Annotated in this window: 25 protein-coding genes, 1 pseudogene and 1 CRISPR repeat array; of the genes and pseudogenes, 4 read left to right on the top strand and 22 right to left on the bottom strand. The window is 38.5% G+C overall.

All coding sequences use genetic code 11. From position 1 onward, the window contains the following. Positions 1–12: 12 nt before the first annotated feature. From HNQ34_RS09745 to HNQ34_RS09670, 17 genes are all read right to left on the bottom strand, one after another. Entirely contained in the window at positions 13–153 is a 141-nt protein-coding gene (locus tag HNQ34_RS09745) for a hypothetical protein (RefSeq protein ID WP_183254005.1), read from the bottom strand. Continuing rightward, complete coding sequence (locus tag HNQ34_RS09740; protein WP_183254002.1) at positions 147–284, bottom strand: hypothetical protein; 138 nt, start codon at positions 282–284, stop codon at positions 147–149. Before HNQ34_RS09740 ends, HNQ34_RS09745 begins: the two co-directional genes overlap by 7 nt. 2 nt (positions 285–286) lie before the next feature. Continuing rightward, the gene (locus HNQ34_RS09735; RefSeq protein ID WP_246364029.1) at positions 287–547 is read right to left on the bottom strand and encodes a hypothetical protein; all 261 of its coding nucleotides are present in this window, start codon (positions 545–547) and stop codon (positions 287–289) included. 210 nt (positions 548–757) lie between these two features. Next, positions 758–1,057 carry a hypothetical protein gene (locus HNQ34_RS09730; RefSeq protein ID WP_183254000.1) on the bottom strand — a complete coding sequence of 100 codons (300 nt, stop codon included), beginning with the start codon at positions 1,055–1,057 and terminating at the stop codon, positions 758–760. Further along, positions 1,023–1,214 (bottom strand): hypothetical protein, encoded by a 192-nt coding sequence (locus HNQ34_RS09725; RefSeq protein ID WP_183253998.1) that lies wholly within the window; start codon positions 1,212–1,214, stop codon positions 1,023–1,025. Before HNQ34_RS09725 ends, HNQ34_RS09730 begins: the two co-directional genes overlap by 35 nt. 264 nt (positions 1,215–1,478) lie before the next feature. After that, positions 1,479–1,625, bottom strand: a complete 147-nt coding sequence (locus HNQ34_RS09720; protein ID WP_183253996.1) for a hypothetical protein — start codon at positions 1,623–1,625, stop codon at positions 1,479–1,481. Positions 1,626–1,654: 29 nt separating this feature from the next. After that, positions 1,655–1,903 (bottom strand): hypothetical protein, encoded by a 249-nt coding sequence (locus HNQ34_RS09715; protein ID WP_183253994.1) that lies wholly within the window; start codon positions 1,901–1,903, stop codon positions 1,655–1,657. Next, on the bottom strand, positions 1,904–2,185 hold the full coding sequence (locus tag HNQ34_RS09710) for a polysaccharide deacetylase family protein (protein ID WP_183253992.1): 282 nt from the start codon (positions 2,183–2,185) through the stop codon (positions 1,904–1,906). It lies immediately after the preceding gene. A 12-nt stretch (positions 2,186–2,197) separates the two neighbouring features. Further along, complete coding sequence (locus HNQ34_RS09705) at positions 2,198–2,533, bottom strand: hypothetical protein (RefSeq protein ID WP_183253990.1); 336 nt, start codon at positions 2,531–2,533, stop codon at positions 2,198–2,200. Positions 2,534–2,652: 119 nt separating this feature from the next. Next, entirely contained in the window at positions 2,653–2,826 is a 174-nt protein-coding gene (locus tag HNQ34_RS09700) for a hypothetical protein (RefSeq protein WP_183253989.1), read from the bottom strand. Next, on the bottom strand, positions 2,817–2,999 hold the full coding sequence (fbpA, locus tag HNQ34_RS09695) for a Fur-regulated basic protein FbpA (protein ID WP_183253987.1): 183 nt from the start codon (positions 2,997–2,999) through the stop codon (positions 2,817–2,819). Before fbpA ends, HNQ34_RS09700 begins: the two co-directional genes overlap by 10 nt. Continuing rightward, positions 2,983–3,417, bottom strand: coding sequence for a hypothetical protein (locus tag HNQ34_RS09690; RefSeq protein WP_183253985.1), 435 nt, complete (start codon positions 3,415–3,417; stop codon positions 2,983–2,985). The genes fbpA and HNQ34_RS09690 overlap by 17 nt, the downstream gene beginning before the upstream one ends. Before the next feature lie 117 nt (positions 3,418–3,534). Continuing rightward, entirely contained in the window at positions 3,535–5,832 is a 2,298-nt protein-coding gene (locus HNQ34_RS09685; protein ID WP_183253982.1) for a phage/plasmid primase, P4 family, read from the bottom strand. A 9-nt stretch (positions 5,833–5,841) separates the two neighbouring features. Beyond that, positions 5,842–6,060: a hypothetical protein gene (locus tag HNQ34_RS09680; RefSeq protein ID WP_221277369.1), complete on the bottom strand. Its 219-nt coding sequence runs from the start codon at positions 6,058–6,060 to the stop codon at positions 5,842–5,844. Between the two features lie 141 nt (positions 6,061–6,201). Beyond that, positions 6,202–6,330 (bottom strand): hypothetical protein, encoded by a 129-nt coding sequence (locus HNQ34_RS17720; protein WP_281375967.1) that lies wholly within the window; start codon positions 6,328–6,330, stop codon positions 6,202–6,204. A 16-nt stretch (positions 6,331–6,346) separates the two neighbouring features. Next, on the bottom strand, positions 6,347–6,601 hold the full coding sequence (locus HNQ34_RS09675) for a hypothetical protein (RefSeq protein WP_183183994.1): 255 nt from the start codon (positions 6,599–6,601) through the stop codon (positions 6,347–6,349). Positions 6,602–6,719: 118 nt separating this feature from the next. Continuing rightward, positions 6,720–6,944 carry a helix-turn-helix transcriptional regulator gene (locus HNQ34_RS09670; protein WP_183253978.1) on the bottom strand — a complete coding sequence of 75 codons (225 nt, stop codon included), beginning with the start codon at positions 6,942–6,944 and terminating at the stop codon, positions 6,720–6,722. A 157-nt stretch (positions 6,945–7,101) separates the two neighbouring features. Here HNQ34_RS09670 and HNQ34_RS09665 point away from each other — a divergent pair, with 157 nt between their 5' ends. The 4 genes and pseudogenes from HNQ34_RS09665 to HNQ34_RS09650 form a co-directional block, all read left to right on the top strand. Beyond that, on the top strand, positions 7,102–7,428 hold the full coding sequence (locus HNQ34_RS09665) for a helix-turn-helix domain-containing protein (RefSeq protein ID WP_183253976.1): 327 nt from the start codon (positions 7,102–7,104) through the stop codon (positions 7,426–7,428). A 2-nt stretch (positions 7,429–7,430) separates the two neighbouring features. Then, positions 7,431–8,117: a restriction endonuclease gene (locus tag HNQ34_RS17715; protein WP_312856117.1), complete on the top strand. Its 687-nt coding sequence runs from the start codon at positions 7,431–7,433 to the stop codon at positions 8,115–8,117. Positions 8,118–8,215: 98 nt separating this feature from the next. After that, the gene (locus tag HNQ34_RS09655) at positions 8,216–8,713 is read left to right on the top strand and encodes an ImmA/IrrE family metallo-endopeptidase (protein ID WP_183253975.1); all 498 of its coding nucleotides are present in this window, start codon (positions 8,216–8,218) and stop codon (positions 8,711–8,713) included. A gap of 28 nt (positions 8,714–8,741) precedes the next feature. Beyond that, a pseudogene (locus HNQ34_RS09650) lies at positions 8,742–9,125 on the top strand (sigma-70 family RNA polymerase sigma factor); the annotation flags it as partial. Positions 9,126–9,931: 806 nt separating this feature from the next. Next, positions 9,932–15,398: a CRISPR direct-repeat array (repeat unit 29 nt; unit sequence CTTTACATCCCACTACGTTCAAATAAAAC). A gap of 186 nt (positions 15,399–15,584) precedes the next feature. Here HNQ34_RS09650 and cas2 read toward each other — a convergent pair. The 5 genes from cas2 to cas5b are packed head-to-tail and all read right to left on the bottom strand — an operon-like array spanning position 15,585 to position 20,240. Continuing rightward, positions 15,585–15,848 carry a CRISPR-associated endonuclease Cas2 gene (gene cas2 / locus HNQ34_RS09645; RefSeq protein ID WP_012574449.1) on the bottom strand — a complete coding sequence of 88 codons (264 nt, stop codon included), beginning with the start codon at positions 15,846–15,848 and terminating at the stop codon, positions 15,585–15,587. A gap of 1 nt (position 15,849) precedes the next feature. Continuing rightward, entirely contained in the window at positions 15,850–16,833 is a 984-nt protein-coding gene (cas1b, locus tag HNQ34_RS09640; RefSeq protein WP_183253971.1) for a type I-B CRISPR-associated endonuclease Cas1b, read from the bottom strand. Next, complete coding sequence (gene cas4, locus HNQ34_RS09635; RefSeq protein ID WP_183254045.1) at positions 16,834–17,331, bottom strand: CRISPR-associated protein Cas4; 498 nt, start codon at positions 17,329–17,331, stop codon at positions 16,834–16,836. Between the two features lie 18 nt (positions 17,332–17,349). After that, positions 17,350–19,527 carry a CRISPR-associated helicase Cas3' gene (gene cas3, locus HNQ34_RS09630; RefSeq protein WP_183253969.1) on the bottom strand — a complete coding sequence of 726 codons (2,178 nt, stop codon included), beginning with the start codon at positions 19,525–19,527 and terminating at the stop codon, positions 17,350–17,352. A gap of 11 nt (positions 19,528–19,538) precedes the next feature. Beyond that, positions 19,539–20,240, bottom strand: a complete 702-nt coding sequence (gene cas5b, locus HNQ34_RS09625; RefSeq protein ID WP_183253967.1) for a type I-B CRISPR-associated protein Cas5b — start codon at positions 20,238–20,240, stop codon at positions 19,539–19,541.

Genomic DNA, 20,240 nt, shown 5'->3' with positions numbered 1-20,240 from the left:
GTTACTCCCTCCTTATCGCGCAGATTTATAGATTGCTATCGAGATGAAAAGAAGTGTTAGAAAAATCGCCCATGCGCTAAGCGCGGTGAGAATGTCGCCATTTCCGAATACAATTTTAAACGCATACGCTACAAGTGTTCCTGTGCTTACCATCGCCGTTTTACCCCTTTCACTGTTTCAACAAGAAACATCGTGACTGGAAAAGCGACGAGGCAGGAAGCCATCAGCACGAGGTAGGTCGCCAGTATCTCTTTTGGACTTGCCGAAAATAGAAGGCTATACATGTCTACCTCCTCATAAATCGTTCCAGCACCATGAAAATCATCATGGCAGCAAGAAGAACGGAAATGATGACATCGCCAAGAGTGATCTCATGAATGACCGCGATATTTCCTTCTTTCGTTTCAATCAACGTATGTTCTCGCATATCAACAAAATTGATATTTGATATTGTTGACTGATCTGTCGTTGATTGATTTGTCGTTGACTGATCCGTCGTCGATTGATTTGTTGTTTGTTCCATCGTTGATTGATTTTGTTCATTCATGTGTATCACCCCACGATTCAAATATACAGAGAATTTTTTCTTTTTCATATCACCAAAAAATTTTGGTCATATAGCAAAAAAAATCGAGCGAAAAAGAAAATCTTTCGCCCGATTGAATAGATTTTATTAAATAAAATATTTATGGTTATATGGTTACAATCAACAATACAAAATGGCGCGGCGTGGATTTTTATAGATATTATTATATCTTTAAAATACTGCACGTTTTTGAATCATTACCGGAAATTTTCTTCCCTTCGGAGTGATCCCTGTTTCTAATGTTTGAATCCATTGTTCCAAGTCTTTCATACCGCAGCCAAGGTCAATAAGTTCTTGGGGAAACTCTGTGAATCTTCTTTTCCAGCGCTTCATCTGCACAAGTGCTCTCCTCGCTTCTCCAAACGCATATACACGCTGTTCTTTTCTCGTCGAGTATTCTTGCGCTCCTACATACATACAAAGGTAAATGTACTGTTTACCGTTCGACTTCACTTGAGAGAGGTACGCCATATGTTTCCCTCCATTCCTGGATCATTTCTTTGCGTATTTTCGAAAGACTTGTTACTTTCATGTCGGTTTCATGCTGTATGTAGTACGGGTAAGGATTTTCGTCGTGATGAGAAAGAAACGCAATGATTAACGTGAGAATGAACGCAAGCCAATTCATTTTTTCGCCTCCTAACTGGATAGATAATAAAGGAAAATGTACATCACAAAAGCATCATCGTTTGGCTTGACATACATCGCACCGTTAAAATACCCGATTTGCATTGTTCTTCCTCCATTCGTCAATCTTTTGGATAATGTCATTTGCATCGCAGCAATGAAAATAATATGTTTCTCGATCGTACCCGCAAGCTACAATCGATAGCAATTCCCTGATTATTTCAAGATCTTCTTCGTTAAAAATCAACTTCCTAACCCCTTTGCTTTATTTTCGCTGTATAAATCCTTCCTTTTCCGCAAACTCACGGATTTTCTTTACTGTTGCTTTTCCGATGCCATTCCCTGTGCCTGACATCATATCTAAACGTCTCAAAAACTCTTCGATCACCTGAGCCTTTTCTTGCTTATTCATATCCTGTTACCCTCCTTCGCATTATGTGTCTACTGTGAAACACAGTCTAAAAAACGCCCGCATGCTTTCCAGTTGACGCGATGATCTGTTGCAGGTCCGTTCGTGTTCGGACGGAGAGCACACTTCCAATATTTTTTAGAAAACTGTTTATAAAATAGGTGCGTACACTGTTTGCATTTTTTGTTTTCCGGACCGTACCCATACAGATTGACCATCGGGTTAGGATCGAGCTTACTTTCATCAACTTGAATACCTAAATCAAATTCCATCTGTTCCATTTAGATATCGCCTACCTCAATGTTCGCTTTTAATCGTTCTAGTTTTTCTTTCCAATCTTTTCGTAACCGCCATCCCCAGCCACACCCCCAAAACACAAGTTCATAGCCGTTGTCTTTCATCCATTTACGCATTTCCCGATATATTTTCTCTTGGCTCAGCAAGTGAGTGTTTGGAACATTGCTTTTATAATATTTTGAAATATACGTTGATTTCTTTTTTAGACCAGAAATGAATGTACACAGTTCCTCCCACTCTTTTAAGTCATCGACAGTAGGTTTCATTATTCTCCCTCCTCAAAACGGTAAATCATCTTCATACGGCCATTTACAGCATGCTCCCCAGTTGTCAGGATTCTCACGCCAGCGTTTTTCTTCGATTTTTCTAGCTTCGATTATCAGCTGTTCAAAAAATGTTTTTGTCTGAACACTTATTACATCATCCGGGATTCCTAACCACGCTATATGACTTGCTATTTCGATCACATCGTCTTCTGTCACTTGCACGTTCAGCGTTGTATGTGAGTATTCAAAAACATCTGATTGACAAAACGGGCAGCACGTTGGCTGCTCGTTTTCGTCAGTTGCAAAACCTTTGCCGCATTCACTGCATGTGTACACGTCGAATCTCACGCTTGTCCCTCCTTTTCTTCGTGTAAAACGTACAAACCGCAATGACATTTCAATTTCGGAATGACTTTTATGCTCCAAACTTCGAAACCGCAATCATCACAAAAAAAACGATACATCACTTACCGCCCCTTCACGTAATCTAAATAAGCTTGATAACCTTCGCTAACAGCAGAAATCATTCGAGAATATAAGATATGTGCTTCGTGCGATACGAATCCCCCTTGATAAAGAATGGCAAGTGCATGTTGCAAATACTGGTCAACGAAAACAATTTCTTTTTCGTTTAAGAACATCTAGAGCGCCTCCTCATTTCTTTCATGCACCGATACTCATGATCGAGTGTCAACTCGTAAAGCTGTCGCCCGTCCTCCATTTTCACTCGTCCTAGTTCAATGAGCTGTTCGATCCGTCTGTCTTTTGCGCGCTCGATCGCTTCGCGTAAATACGATTTAAACGGCTTTGACATTTGAATCACCCCACTTTCGTTGCCGTTGCAGCCACTCGATGAAGCCGGCTGCCTCTTCAAATGCTTTTTCAAACGGTACACGATCGGCTAGCGTCTTAATTTTGTATGGCTTTTGTTCCTCTGGCATGTAGTTTGCTCGCCAGGCATGAGCAAGTTCTCCTTCACGCTCGATGAAAAGATATGCACCAGCGCCGTAGCGAAACTCGTAAAACTCGCCGTATCGATGCACTAAAAAACCTTTTGCACGCGCCCTCTCGTTTTCTTCTAGGCGTTTGATGATTTCATATTTGTGTTCTTTGATGGCTTTTTTTAATTCCAATGGCAATGTGCCTTCTTCATATATCAAACTTAGTTTTTTGTTTTTTATTTTTATTTGAATATTTAGATTATCTATTTCATAAAAAATGTTATATAACATATAAAGCCTCCTTATAAGTTACCTAGTTACTTCAAGTTACTTAAAATAGGGTATTTTCCTATATATCGCTATATATAAGATTTACCTAGAAATGAGTAACTCATGGTAACTAAGTAACTAAATTTCTTCCTCAACAAAGTTACTAGTTACCTTGAGTGACTTATTTTCCTGTATTTCCGTAAATGTATCGCCTATAAGCGATTTACCCGAATTTGAGTAACTAGTGGTAACTTTGTAACTTTCGGTTGAAAGACCGATGCCGAAAAAGAACGTTTTGTTTCCGGTGGATTTCCGTTTTTCGAATCCTCGCAGCACTAAACGCGCCGAAAACTTTTGCTTTTTCATCGCAATCTCGCTGTTTTCTTCGCACCAGTCGATATATTCTTTGTACAGCTCGTTCAATTGGACTTTCGCGCCTGGATGAATCACGCAGCAATCATTCAAGAAATTGCTGAGAAGATCCATTTCGTCTTTATACTCGCTCGTTGCGTTTTTGATTTCCTCCGGCTCTCCTAAGCCTTCTTTTTGCCATTTCAAGCATCCTTCGACCGCCCAGCGTAAGATTCCAGGAAGCTCATTCATCAATTTTTCTGGAAGATGCTTGTCCACTTGTTCTTTTGGAATGGTGTACGTGAACGGCACAAGGCGAATGCGTCGCCAAATTCCTTCGTCGTCGCCTTTAATAATCGGCTTGTGATTAGTCGTAAAGAAAATTTTAAACTCTGGCACAAACTCGAAAAATTCTTTCCGTAAAAAACGCGCCGTGATCGGCTCACCGCCTGTAAGTTGTTTGATTAAGGATTCGCTCAATCTTTGGCCATCTTCACTTTCGACAGCTGATACAAAGCGTGAGCCGTGTAAACGGGCAATGTCGTTATTAATACCGGAATCGTTCATTTTAGCCGTGAACGTATTGGAATTGGTCTGCTTTGCATAGTCGCCCAGCAAAGCCTTCACGGTGTTTATAAACGTCGATTTTCCGTTTCTCCCTGTTCCCCAAAGGAAGAAAACAACCTGCTCGCTTATATCACCTGTCAGTGCGTAACCAATCGCTTTTTGAAGGAAATTGATAATGTCGTGTTTCACTTCCTCGCCATCGCGAAAGATGGACTCAAGAAAGGCAATCCACGTCGGGCATTTTGCATTTGGATCGTATGGAATATGTGTGTTTTTCGTCATCATATATTTGCGATCATGAGTAAGCAGCTCACCTGTCCGTAAATCGACCACACCATTTGCGCAATTCAACAAAAATTTATCCATATTTAGTTCCTCCTGACTTATTGGCAACATCGCTTCTGCCCTTGCAATTGAGTTGAGAAACACCGAACTTTTTTCACTCGCCTTCGCCCATTTCAGCAACTCGTTTCGCGCGTCGTTGTTTTCTTCGTGCGCCGCCTCGGCGTACATTTCGCGGAACGTGCGAATCGCAATGCGTTCAATTTGCTTCCTCTTGTCTTCTACCCACGTTTTTCCGTCCCATATGAGCCATTCTTCAAATTCGACACAATAGCGCAAGTTTTGACCGTTCCGAGCGACAAGTCGTTCGGCGTTGCCCATTTCCGTTAGGTTGAACTTTTTCGGTTCTCCTTCTTTCCGCGCTTGAGAAGTCATCGGCGGCGGAGAGGAATAGTTCGTTCCGCTTGGCTCGTGTTTTAACGCACTATTCAGCGTGTTTGCAAATTCGCGCTGGTCTAAAGGGGGAAGGAAAAAATAGCGATTTAGGAAACTAGCTATTTCGTGCACTTGCTCTTGTGTGTAGCCAAATTCAACAAGCCGGCAGCAATGCGCGTACAGCGCGTTGTTTCGTCCTCCCTCGTGCATCGGGATCGGAAACGGGCGCTGCGTTTTGTCGATTTTTTTTAATCGTTCGAAATAAATCGGCATCGGCGAAAGTTCCCCGTCTGCAATATGTACCCATTCGCGTCCGCCTGTATTTTCGCTTGGAAGAACCACTTGACCGCGCCCGGAAAGACGATAGTCGCCGACAAAGCCGCCAGCCATGAGCACTGTCGCGTCTTGTCCTTTGATTTTTAATGTCGAGCGAAAGAAAAATTGAAAGCCTCGTATTGTTCGAATCGCATGAAATTTATATCCTTCCCGCAAAAGCGCCTTGAAAATCAGTTCCCCTTCTGTCTGTTCGTCGATGTCAATCACGTCATAACCGTCTGGAATGACAAGCCCTGTCCATCCTTTTTGCCGCAGCCAGGAACGAATCTCTCCTTCTGTCATGCCTGGACGATTTAGATCTTGCCAGCCTTTCATACACGGTCGTTTTGCGACGCTATACGCTTTGTTCGGATCGTTTTCCGTGTTCATACGCGAATAGCCGATTAAACGAATTACTTTTAACGGCTTTTTCGCGGAAGGAAAAAGCCGTTCAAGTCCTGATTGTAGGTCAATCGCTGCTTGCATTTTCGTTCCTCACTTTCCTGTCGGGAATGTGTATTTGACTTGCTCTGTCCAAATGTCATAGAAAACGACCATCGTGTGCCCGTTTTCGTCTCGAACGAGCTTTCCAGCTGGGAAAACAGAAAAATCTTCGACTTGAATCGCGCTCATATCAAACGTATTTTCAATCCAACGCATGACCGCAGGAACGTATTTTTCCATCGGATTTTCATTTGTCTTTGCTTTTTTCATTGAAAACACCGCCTTTTTTTGAATTGCGAGGCTCTCTTTTGGAGAGCCGAATATGGAAAAATGCCGCGAAACGTGCTATATTTTCAGTAAGAATATTTTTTCTGTGCCTTGCAGTAAGTGTTGCCGCACTTGCTGCTTTTTTTATGAAGCTTTTTCATTGTCGCTTTCCTTCACTTTTTGATATTGATCTGGAAGGACTTTTGCTAAATAGGCATACACTTCTTTTTCAAGTTGGTTGAACAATGGACCTTTTACAACGGTGATTTTCACCCCGATCCCCTCCCCGTTAAGACGACAATTTCGCTGCAAAGTCGATTTTAATTCCGCGCTGCTGCATCTCTTTGATTATTTGTTCCAGCTCCGCGCGGCGTGCTTTTTTGACCTCGATTCCTTGCAACTTTTCAACGATGAACAAAAACTCTTTCGCCTCAAGCGCAGCCGTTTCATAATCTTTTTGAAAAATCGCGTCGAGCATATAGTCAATGCACATAATCGCTTTGTTTTTATGCTCAATCTCTTCAACAAGCGTTTTTTTGAGCATTTCGACACCTTCTTTCGATATTTAGTTTGATTTACAATGATTACAAACAAATGCAAGTTCTTGTTGGGCTGTGCCATAATCGTTTAACTTTTTGTAAAAAAAACACCTCCTATCGTTATTAAGCTGAGCAATTTTTAATACGCAAAACGTGACATTCATCATCAAAAAAAATTGTCCAATCAAATTTAAGAGCATCGGCAATTCTCTTTGCTACTGGAACACTTGGATTTCTCTCGCCATTTTCAATCATTGCGTATGTGCTCCGAGAAATTCCAACTAATTTAGCAATTTCTTTTTGCGTTAATCCTGTGTTCAATCGTTTATTTTTGAGCCACTCTCTCATTTTATCACCCCCTTACAATGTCACGTTTTGCGTATTGATAATTCAAGTATATGTCACATATAGTGTAATGTCAATATGTAATTACACATTTTGTGTAAAATATTTTTTGTCACTGAATGTGACGTTATAATTAATCTTAAAAAGGAGGAATCTCTTTATGATTAGCTTCGGTGATCGCTTGCAAGAACTAAGAAACGGAATGAAGTTGCGACAAGAAGATGTGGCAAAAAAAATAGGAGTTGGAAGAACTACATATGCAATGTATGAACAAGGAAAGAGAGAGCCTGATTATGAAACACTTTTAAAAATTGCTAACTTTTTTGGGGTTTCAATTGATTATTTACTAACTGGTCAAGATAAAACAGACAATGAAAAAAACCTTTTCTTTTTTGACATGGAAGGACTGACAGAACAAGAAATCGAGGAAATAAAAAAGCATATTGAATTTATAAAGTGGAAAGCAAAACAGGAAAGGGGAAATTAAACGTGAGTAAAAAAGATAGGCAACTTATTGCTGGTTTAGTGGGATTCGCGTTTCTCGCTGTAATCCTGCTGAACTATTCTAAGTTCACTAACGTATATGCTTTTTGGGGAACGTTGTTGTTTGGAATAATTGTTATCCCCGCCTTAGTTGAAAGAATGCTTCCGGCTAAAAGCTCTCCAAAGAAAAAAACTCCTCAGAAAAATGCTTCAAAGAAATCAACAGCTAAGAACTCATTAAACGAGAACAAATATGGTATCCGATCGGATGATGAAATCATTTCTCTACCATTGCGTGATTTAAACGGTTATGAATTTGAACGGCTTTGTTATTTATATTTCAAAGCAATGGGCTACAATCCAGAAATCACCCCTCCCTCACAAGACAAGGGAGTTGATTTAATTCTTACAGACAAGAAAGAAAAATTTAAAATTGCCGTGCAATGCAAACACTATATAAATTCGGGAAGACAAATTACGGTTAAAGAAATTCGCGAATTAGTTGGCGCAAAGCGTAATCATCGGTGCATAAAAGGATGGTTTATTGCTACTACAACTTATACGAATGCAGCACTTGCAGAAGCTGATACACATCATATAGACTGTTTTGCAATTGAGTTTGTTGAAAATAAAATTGTAGCATGGAAAGAGCGAGAAGCAGCAAAACGCCAGACGGCAGCTGCGAAAAAATAAAATCCCTTTTGGTCAAACTTAGGGATTTTTCTTTTTCTTGTAAATAAGAACATATGTTTGTATAATAAAAGAAAAAAACTTTTGGGGGATGAGGTGGAATGTATTTATATAAGCCTTGCGACTTAGAAAAGCGTATCTCGGAAGCATATAAGCAAAACAGGATCATCTATCCTTCCCAGCTCGATGAAGAGTATATCGCAAGGAAATTCGATATTTTACTTGTCGAGTCAAAATTCGGATCGTTTGCGGAATACTGCGACGACTTGAAAATTGTAGCGCTTCATCGTGATTTAGATTCGCTCAAACGCCGTGAAGTATTTTTTCATGAAGTCGGGCATTTGTTTTTACACGTTGGCGACCAATCGCAAATGACTGACTCATTTCGGTCTTTTCAAGAATCACAAGCAAAACGCTTTACGTTATTTGCAGCGATCCCTTATCATATGCTTACATATATCGATTTTTCAAAAAAACGCGACTTTATCATTTATGAAATGCAAGAAACGTTCCGCGTACCAGCTGAAATTTGTGAAAGGCGGCTGGATTATATCGAAAATAAAGTGCTCAGTACAAAACTAGAGGCTGCTTGTTTGTAACTGTTATTTATTACCGCTTACTATTGACATTAGAATTGAAATTTTGATGCATCTTCGCTCACTAAAAAAAACGAAAAAAGATGTGTCTTTGCATGAACCGATCGGGCAAGACCGCGACGGAAACGAAATCAGTCTGATTGACGTGCTCAAATCAGAAGGTGAAGATGTGGCGGATGAAATTCATTTAAATATGGAAATCGAGCAAGTGCGAAAGTATATCGAAGTGCTCGATGAGCGGGAAAAAGAAGTGATTATTAGCCGGTTTGGGCTTGATTTGCAAAAGGAAAAAACGCAGCGCGAAATCGCCAAAGAACTCGGCATCTCGAGAAGCTACGTCTCCCGCATCGAAAAGCGGGCATTGATGAAAATTTTTCATGAGTTTTACCGGAATGAAAAAGAGAAGAAGCGGTAGTTATGTCCACAAATTCCGTTGAATATGCACCTTGCTTTGTGTATAATGGTGCTAAGAAAAGCATAAAACAAAAAAGACCGGGTGTTACAAACACCCGGTCAGCGCAACTACATGCCGCAAGAAGAGCGGCCAGCCTTTAAGTGCGATTGAAATAACCGTCACACCTTTGGCCTAGGGGGACGGTTATTTCTTTTTTATATAAGGGTTTTATTCCATAGGGTTTTGGCAAGGATTGCTATCTATTTTGTCCATTGCTATTACTTCGAGTACCATTAGCCATTTTAAAAACAAGATTGCCATAGCAACAAATCTACTGCAAGCAATAGCCATGTCAATCGATATCCGGTCAAGACGACCATCGGAATGAACTAACACTCTACTGCAACAAGCATTCTTATTCAGGCAGAGAACGACAACACTTAACAGAAATAATGTGCCCATTCGCCCTTGTACCATTCCACACATGGAAGCCATCTAATCACTGTGCACAAACGACAAAGCGGCCCCTTTTTAGAGGCCGCTCTTATTATGCTTCTACGCTTACTTCTGCGCTAATAATTAATGCAATTGATACTGTAATGACAATCCCCATCACCATTGCGAACATCCCTATTTCCTCCCTCTCGCCGGTTCTTTATTTTTATTTTACACGGAAAAACGGGCAGCTCCGGCGCAAGGTTTTGAACAATTTGTGAATTTCAAAACGTGAATAACTAAAGGTTTCTATATACCTCGCCAAAAAATCTCTCCCACTACGTTCAGATAAAACGGACAAGCTTCATCACCGAAAGAGGCGTCTTTTCCGCCTTTACATCCCACTACGTTCAAATAAAACAAACTGCTGTTCAATGAATCGCTCAGACATATTCGGTCTTTACATCCCACTACGTTCAAATAAAACGAAACCGGAACAAATGATGTCATTGAAATACAAGGCTTTACATCCCACTACGTTCAAATAAAACCCGGTAGGTTCGTATGTTTCCCCGAACGTTGCGCATCTTTACATCCCACTACGTTCAAATAAAACCCACAAAGTATCAAAATTGCAAAAGCCGTATTTCGCTTTACATCCCACTACGTTCAAATAAAACAGACACTAACAAATTCAGTTCTTCCACAATATCAATCTTTACATCCCACTACGTTCAAATAAAACTTGGGCCTTTGGCTGTAGAAGGAAGCCCTTCTACATCTTTACATCCCACTACGTTCAAATAAAACGCGAACGCGGGACCGTGGGTGACGGACTACGAGGAAACTTTACATCCCACTACGTTCAAATAAAACGCCTTGTTTTCGCCATTGCAAGTCGAATTTTGCTTGCTTTACATCCCACTACGTTCAAATAAAACCATGTGCCCGTATCAATTCCGGCTGCGAAAATCGCTCTTTACATCCCACTACGTTCAAATAAAACAGTTTTAAATTCCCTGCCGTCAAATCATCCTCTAACTTTACATCCCACTACGTTCAAATAAAACTGAAAGTTCTGATATGCGATCATATGAGTTTTCCGCTTTACATCCCACTACGTTCAAATAAAACTCAACGTCAGCGACCGGTTGGAATTCTTGTATTCGTTCCTTTACATCCCACTACGTTCAAATAAAACATACATGTATACATTATAATAAAGGTAGGGAATAACTTTACATCCCACTACGTTCAAATAAAACTTTTTACCATAAAACAAAATACGGCGATCTGTTGCCTTTACATCCCACTACGTTCAAATAAAACAGTAGATAAATTTATTGAGCATGTTAAAGAAAATGTCTTTACATCCCACTACGTTCAAATAAAACCTCGCTGCGCGAGTCCTTCACTCCGTTCCGGCCCTTCTTTACATCCCACTACGTTCAAATAAAACTATGACATTTTAAATCTCCTCCTATTACACATTTTCGTCTTTACATCCCACTACGTTCAAATAAAACGTAATCGTGAACGTTTTGGCATACTCTCCCGTTCGTTTCTTTACATCCCACTACGTTCAAATAAAACAAACAAGCGAATTAGAAAAACTTATGAACAATTCGCTTTACATCCCACTACGTTCAAATAAAACGATGAATGATTTGCGTTTTGTTTATCGTTTATCATTCTTTACATCCCACTACGTTCAAATAAAACGGGAGGAAGAGTGATGAGCAAAGTCACGTTCACACCTTTACATCCCACTACGTTCAAATAAAACTTTTTATTAAATTAATTGTAGAATTTGCTTTAATACCTTTACATCCCACTACGTTCAAATAAAACGCTGTTGTCTTTTACAACAGATCTGCCACTCACTGCTTTACATCCCACTACGTTCAAATAAAACATATTTGTGTTCTTTGATGGCTTTTTTTAATTCCAACTTTACATCCCACTACGTTCAAATAAAACGATAATGACCATAACTTAGAGAAGATAGTAATTCACTTTACATCCCACTACGTTCAAATAAAACGCTCATACAAGGTAAAATCACGTTTTACGTATCAAGTCTTTACATCCCACTACGTTCAAATAAAACATGAAGATATATTGCTTGCGTTTGAAGAAGAGTTATCTTTACATCCCACTACGTTCAAATAAAACCATTCGAGACAGCGATCAATCCATTACATGATTACACTTTACATCCCACTACGTTCAAATAAAACGCAGGCGACTGGTGTGCGGTACTAACTAATATTGCAACTTTACATCCCACTACGTTCAAATAAAACAAAGAGGACATTTCAACGATCAAAAGCAACACAACGCTTTACATCCCACTACGTTCAAATAAAACGAAAAGGGATTTAGCATCCTTCGGGGTGCTTTTTTATTCTTTACATCCCACTACGTTCAAATAAAACTGGAGAATTAGCAAACGAGTTACCGGAAGTATTCAAGTATCTTTACATCCCACTACGTTCAAATAAAACACAAGCTTGCTTTTGCATTGCGGATTGAAGTGTATCGCTTTACATCCCACTACGTTCAAATAAAACGGTGTCGGTGATGTAGAGGACATTCTATCAACCGACTTTACATCCCACTACGTTCAAATAAAACATTTTCCCAGAAAAATATTAAGATTAGGGGGAATTTATACTTTACATCCCACTACGTTCAAATAAAACGGTGTCGGTGATGTAGAGGACATTCTATCAACCGACTTTACATCCCACTACGTTCAAATAAAACTTGTCAGAAGTGTTCACGCCGACATTTCAAAAAGTGCTTTACATCCCACTACGTTCAAATAAAACCTTATTGGAAGCGACTTTGAAAGCTGGGAGGCATCCTTTACATCCCACTACGTTCAAATAAAACTTAAAGGCGCCAAGAAAGGCCAAGGGAGCGTGGAGTACTTTACATCCCACTACGTTCAAATAAAACGATATTCATGAATACTCGAAGTGACACGTTAAAATTGATCTTTACATCCCACTACGTTCAAATAAAACAAGTTTAGGGCTTGAGAAAGAAACGATTGATAAAATTACTTTACATCCCACTACGTTCAAATAAAACACAAGGTGATGAAAAAGATGCTGTGTTGGTCAATGTCTTTACATCCCACTACGTTCAAATAAAACTCGGAACGTTTGAAGAAACGGGATACAAAATACCAGCAACTTTACATCCCACTACGTTCAAATAAAACGGGTGGCCAAATACAGATATGTTCATGTGTCATTTCTTTACATCCCACTACGTTCAAATAAAACCAAATACACCAGAAATTGAAACTGACAGAAGAGTTTTCTTTACATCCCACTACGTTCAAATAAAACTTTTGTCGTATGTTTGGTTAACAGACTCAATGACACTTTACATCCCACTACGTTCAAATAAAACTATACGCCGATGTTTGAAACAAACGGAACGTACTGGACTTTACATCCCACTACGTTCAAATAAAACTACGCGAGAGTATCGACAGAAGAATCGGCACAGAACTTTACATCCCACTACGTTCAAATAAAACCACTTGCCAGTTTAGTGTACGTTCCGCGCGGTGGAAGCTTTACATCCCACTACGTTCAAATAAAACACGAGCTGTTCAAACTCAAGTCCTTCTAATTCTTCTAACTTTACATCCCACTACGTTCAAATAAAACACTGTTAAATGACAGCACAGAAGCCATTGTCAATACGTCTTTACATCCCACTACGTTCAAATAAAACGGCTACTTTTTTAAATTTAATGTCAACGTCATCCTACTTTACATCCCACTACGTTCAAATAAAACCATCCTATCACCTCGCTAGACGCTTTATTTCGCTCTGCTTTACATCCCACTACGTTCAAATAAAACGAAAAGGTTTCTCCCTTCTTTACTATCGATAGTTTCATGCTTTACATCCCACTACGTTCAAATAAAACACGGATGACGACGCATTACTGACTACCTTAATTAGCGCTTTACATCCCACTACGTTCAAATAAAACTATCGTGAAAGTAAAGACGCTCTGCAAAACTTTATTACTTTACATCCCACTACGTTCAAATAAAACCGCGCTTCACGTTTCTAAGTTGAAAATAAACTTCGCGCTTTACATCCCACTACGTTCAAATAAAACCAAACGGCACACGCTCGGCTAGCGTCTTAATCTTGTACTTTACATCCCACTACGTTCAAATAAAACGATACAACAATGTACGCGGATCTTTTTCTTTATAGTGCTGCTTTACATCCCACTACGTTCAAATAAAACTCAGCTACCTTGTACCAGTCGGTATAATGTTCTAACTTTACATCCCACTACGTTCAAATAAAACATAGACCGAGCTTAAAAATCTTTTTCGCTTTCCACATCTTTACATCCCACTACGTTCAAATAAAACCAACTTTCCAAACATACTCAAAGAAACAAAAATAGCTTTACATCCCACTACGTTCAAATAAAACTAAAATGACGATCAGCAACAGGTGCTGGATACTGACACCTTTACATCCCACTACGTTCAAATAAAACTTCCGAACTTCAAAGAAATCACGCCAGTCCGTCATCTTTACATCCCACTACGTTCAAATAAAACTTGAATCGCTGTAGCGACAACACCAGTGTTATTACTGACTTTACATCCCACTACGTTCAAATAAAACGATTTGTTGGCAATTGATTATAATTTTCGTGTTGATTGCTTTACATCCCACTACGTTCAAATAAAACGTTTGTTCATCGGAAACGGCTTCATATAGTATTTATTCTTTACATCCCACTACGTTCAAATAAAACTATTTTGCCTTAATGCTATAAGCCATCTTTTACGCTTTACATCCCACTACGTTCAAATAAAACTCTAATCGCTCCATATCAGATATTTGTTTTCCATTTTCTTTACATCCCACTACGTTCAAATAAAACCACCAAAACCATACAAACATTTCACCTTCAACAAACTTTACATCCCACTACGTTCAAATAAAACATGACATAAGTTTCAATATCATCAATATCAATGTACTTTACATCCCACTACGTTCAAATAAAACTGTTCCGATTCAGTTACATATTCAGACTTTAAAGCACTTTACATCCCACTACGTTCAAATAAAACGCTGTCAGTACGATAAATAAACACTTTTTTACCTTGCTTTACATCCCACTACGTTCAAATAAAACGTCACCGTATTGTTGCTTGTATGCTTCGTATTCATCCTTTACATCCCACTACGTTCAAATAAAACGGCTCTTGAAATCCGTTATATTCTTTTAATTTATGCTTTACATCCCACTACGTTCAAATAAAACACTTTCTTTGTCGTGTTGTAATTGTGATAAAATCGATCTTTACATCCCACTACGTTCAAATAAAACACTCTTAAGAGTAATGATAGGAATTTTGATATTTTTAACTTTACATCCCACTACGTTCAAATAAAACCGGTGGATTTCCTAAAACAATGTCAAAATGTACATCCTTTACATCCCACTACGTTCAAATAAAACTTTAGTCAAAATAATAAAAGCAACCTTTCACACTCCTTTACATCCCACTACGTTCAAATAAAACATTGATACTGATTGCAGTGCTTACAATAAATACATTTCTCTTTACATCCCACTACGTTCAAATAAAACAGTTTCAGGAATGGGAGAAAAAACAAGAACAAAAAGAACTTTACATCCCACTACGTTCAAATAAAACAAGTAACCGATCTATAACTGGCTCGACTTCTTCCGCATCTTTACATCCCACTACGTTCAAATAAAACCTTTCAAGCGATGTTTAGCAAGTAACCGATCTATAACCTTTACATCCCACTACGTTCAAATAAAACCCTAAAATCCAAAAGCACAAAGTACTGTCATATCAATGATTTTGGAGAATGGTTGATATGACAATTTTCTACGTTTTGCAGTAAAGTGCCAGTTGTGTTTTTCTTCTTCTTCAAAAATACCGCATTTTTCGTTGATATATCAAGCATTTTGACCCATTTTTTAAAATTATAGGTTCACTGCAAATGTTAAAGAAACAGTTCGTCAAAGTTTTTTTCTTGTCCAAATACCTGTTTCTTAATGTTCTTTGGATTAGCCACTTCGTAAATATAAATGGAATCCTCATCTTCATCAATGATTTGATCAATTTCGTTTAAACATTTCATTAACAAACTTTTCGTGATTTCCCCCTCGAACACGGAGTTTTGCGTCCATGTTAAGTATTCCCTTAATTTTTTGCACACTTTATTTACACGTTTTTCTCCAACATCGTACGTAATAATTACAAACATATTACCACCATGCCTTCAATGGTCTATAAGGTTCATCGCCAATGAAATGCTTAATCAGCTTATAACATTCTAAACGAATAAAATATCGATAACTTACTTTTCGCTTCAGTTTTCGATGTTGTACGGTTGTTGATAGTTTCTCATCCCACTCTTTAATAAAACGCTTTTTGCCTTCTTCATTTAGCAAGACCATCCCATCTAAAAAGTCAAAATGCTTCTGAGTAATAATGCGGTTATTAATGCAAGAAATAATCACTACGTCGACAATCAATGGCTTGAAAATCTCCGCTAAATCTAGACATAAAGAGAATCGCTTCGTTGATGGCTCATGTAGAAAGCTAATCGTCGGATCTAATTGCGTTTTATAAATTTCTGACAAAACAGTCGTATAACAAAGCGAATTTCCAAACGAAATAAGCGCATTTAGCGGGTCTTGTGGCGGTTGCTTCGTTCGTTTTTCAAAGATAAAATCTTGTTTTAAAATCGCATTAAATGACTGATAATAATGTTGACGAATGCGCCCTTCTATCCCCATTAGTTCTTGAACTGTCGTAGCACACTCCATTTTTTTCGCTTCCTCTTCAATATTTTGTACATATTGTTCCGTCTTTTCTTTATATCGTCGAATATTCCTCAACATATGATGCACTGCGCTTTGCAAAAACGACTTTGCCATATATAACCGTTTTTCCGGATCTAGATAATGAGCACTTTGTTGTACCACAGTAAATCCTGAAACTTTTTTATTTCGTGGACAAAACGTTCCCGCATAAAAGCCATAGTAATTAAATACATGAAGATGAACATCGTGCTGGCTCAATAAATTTAATAACGACGAGTTTAAATCTACTTCTCCAAATACATATAAATTGTCCGTTTGATGGACGGGAAGGCTTTTTTTATTTTCTTCTTCATCGAAGAAGTATAACGTATTGTCTTTTCGTTTCAGCCTCCCGTTAGAAAAAATATAGTGGTCCCTTAACATTTAATCATCACCCTCTAACGCAAAACAAAATTCATAATACGCGCACTTTGTACAATAAGGAAGTTTTTTTAACCGCGGCGGGGAAGATGAATGCACGATTGCATAAATTTCCTTTATCGCCCTCTCAATCGCTTTTTCATCTTTTTCCGTTAGTTCTACCTCTTCTGTTTTCCGCTCTTTCGTATAGCTAATTAGCCCCTTCTTCTTAACACCTCGCTTCTTTAGCTCATATAAGTAATACAACATTTGAAAACGATCAGCATCTGACATTTTGCTTGAAAGTTTAATTTCGCGAATGTACTCTCCATCCAAAGCATCTAACTTAAACGAATCGTCTACTAAAATTTCTCTTTCTTCCAAACGTGGATATGCACGTTCGTGTAGAATCTTTCCTTCTACCACTCGCTCATGTTCATTTTCCATCGCAATTCCTTTTGAAAACAACCATAACTTTCGCTTGCACACTTTGTAATACTGCATTTGCACACCGCTAATCATCGACATAAGCCTCTCCTCTTAGGAAAAATTAGAAGAAGGTTTATCCAGCAAAATTCCCTTTCCTTTCAACTGTTCTCGATTAAAGTCGTATTCAACTTCGGCAATATATATATGATCAAATGGCTTTGGCAAGCGCTCCGACACATATTTTTCTGCTACATATCGCTGAACGCTAACCGTTTTCTTTTCAATTTCCATCCGTAATTTCAATCGCTTTTTCCATTCTTTCTCTTTCTTATATTGCTCGAATAGATGCTCGATTTGATCATATATCTTCCGAGTAATGACTTGAATGTTTTGAATATCACGTAGTTTTTGTTGCGCTTCTCGTTTATCCATTCCGTATGGATCAAGATTGTCAAACATGTATAAGGCATCTTCAAATTCTTTCAAAAATGATGTTCCCTTTAATCTTTCTCGATCATATAGTTGCTTTACCATTTCTACCTTAGTACGTTCGTCAACAATTTGGTAATTGTATTGCTCTAACAGCCGAATGCTCTCGTTTACAAGATGTTCGTTATATATTCTCGGAATACCGGAGATATTTTCAGTGAAAATATGAATGTTGCAACTGTCATGGTCTAGCGCTCTTTTACGGTAACAACGTCCAAAACGTTGAAATAAGCTATCTAACGTTGACATTTCTGTAAACAAATAATCAAAATCAATGTCAATACTCGCCTCGACAAGTTGAGTCGTAATCCAAATTCCTCGTTCATTATTTTCATTAAATTGTTTAATACGTTTTTCTAATAGCTGACGATCCTCTTGTGTGAATTGTGAATGAAGTAAGTAGACGGGAGCTTGTGTATCACAATCTAAAAATTTATCGTAAAGACTCATTGCCTTACGAACTGTATTGACAATGACAAGCACTTGCGATGTTTCTCCCAAGTCCAACACTTCCCCCATCGTTTCCTCAATACACTCGGAGCGAAGGCAAATACGATGACGGTGGACGCTTGTATCAATGAACTCCCCGATAGCAATTTCATCGTCGTTAATCACATTTCGCTGTTTTAGCTCTTCTAAATATAAAGTCGGAAGTGTGGCAGTCATAATCATAAATTTTCCGCCTACATGATGAATCATCTCGAGCGATTTAATCAACATCGCTGCAATCCGTGGCTCATATGCTTGTATTTCATCAATAACCACTTTCGCATTCGCCATTGCGGCTAGTTCTTTTTCAAACCCTTTATAGTAAAAAGGAAACTTTAAAATTTGATCAATTGTTGTAAGCAATAGCTTCTTCGCAAAATGTTCAGACTGTTGCTTTAATTCTTCCCAATTTTCCTCTTTGTCTACTAAATAATGCACACTTGTTGAATGTAGCAATCCAACGGCATCATAGCCCATTTTTTCTTTTATTCGATCATAAATCGCATTTATACTTACCCGAAGTGGTAACGTAAAAAATGCTTTATCATCTTGAATCCATAAAAGTGCCGCTTCTGTTTTCCCCATTCCCGTTTGGGCAATCGCGATCACATGCTTATCGCTATGCCGTTCAGCAAATTGTTGCAAATCGTTTTTATGAAATCCTTGTTTTTTCATATATTCATTTACGTTTATGTAAATCGACTTTTCCACATCTCTTTCAACATCAATATGAGCAGACGCCGCATGGTCTAAACGATGTAACAACCCTTTAATCATGACATATTTCCAAAACTCTTCTCCATCATGATACGTATATCGATTTAATAATCGGTCAATGAATCGATATGAAAATTTTTCTGTCATTGGTAAACGCATGTGTTCACTTAGTTGCGGTAACTGCTTTTTTATATCGTTTTCTAAAACATTACGAATCATTTCTTTCTCTGGAAGTTGCTCTCGCTCATGATGATAACCAACCGCGTGAATAAGTAGCCGCTCTTCTTCTTTTGTGAGATCTAGCTGTTTTAGAGGGATACATCCTACTGATAAATAATTGTGAGGTACATTTGTTTCAATATCGGTTTCTAACATGGATTCACGAATCGCCTGACGAATTTTGTTTTGAAATACCGTATTTGCTTTGCCAACATCATGATATTGTACGGCGATTTCTAACAGCTTCCACATTTGTTCGTCCATTAACATGAATTTGTAACCGTAAGCGTTTTTTAACAAATTTAAATTATGAAGGAGACGATCCGTATGTTCACGAATCGTCTCTTTTCCCTCCGATTTTGCATAAAAAGTCATCGTTGCCCCTCCTATAGATGATAAAAGACTAATTCCCCATCTTCATCATTCCATACTCCTTCTGGCACCTCAATCCCTTTTTGCACATACCCAACATTGATTTTTTCCCACTGCCGAATCCCATTGACAATTTCATACTTCCAGTTAAGCTGATAAGGAATACTTTTTGTTTCTCGGTCAAGAAGATGGATTGGAATATAAGCATCTCGCTGTAAAGTTTTCTCTTCCTCAAGCTCTTGAACTTCCACAAGTTTATACTCATCAATCCGAACTAAATCTTCCCAACGTCCAAGGCTGTAATGAGTCGTACTATGTTCGATAGCATGAATGATTTGCTCTAATATGTGTTGCTCCGCTTCGATATGGATTAATAAATGAACGTTGTGCAATAAATGCGTGTACATTGGCATCGTCGTAATTTCGTTTTTATCGTAAGAAAATTCCATTCGCGCCAATCCATCTAGTACAAGAGGGAAGCTTGATAGTTCTTTCTTTTTGAAAAAGTAGTATCGCTGATAATCAAGCAACTTTGCTTCATACGTTCCTTGCACACTCAATCGCATCGGAATGAATTGATTGGCATCAAGCAAAGCATGAATCATTCCTTTTACGGTTGAATATGGAGGAAGGGGATATGTTTCCGCCACTTTGGAAGCAAACGGCTTTTTGTAGCACGCTGTTTCTTGAAATAGTTTTAATCGTAACGCTTTCAT

This window comes from Anoxybacteroides tepidamans (assembly GCF_014201465.1).
Lineage (GTDB): Bacteria > Bacillota > Bacilli > Bacillales > Anoxybacillaceae > Anoxybacteroides > Anoxybacteroides tepidamans.
Note: the sequence above shows the minus strand (reverse complement) of the source record. Positions and strands in the feature narration are given on the sequence as shown.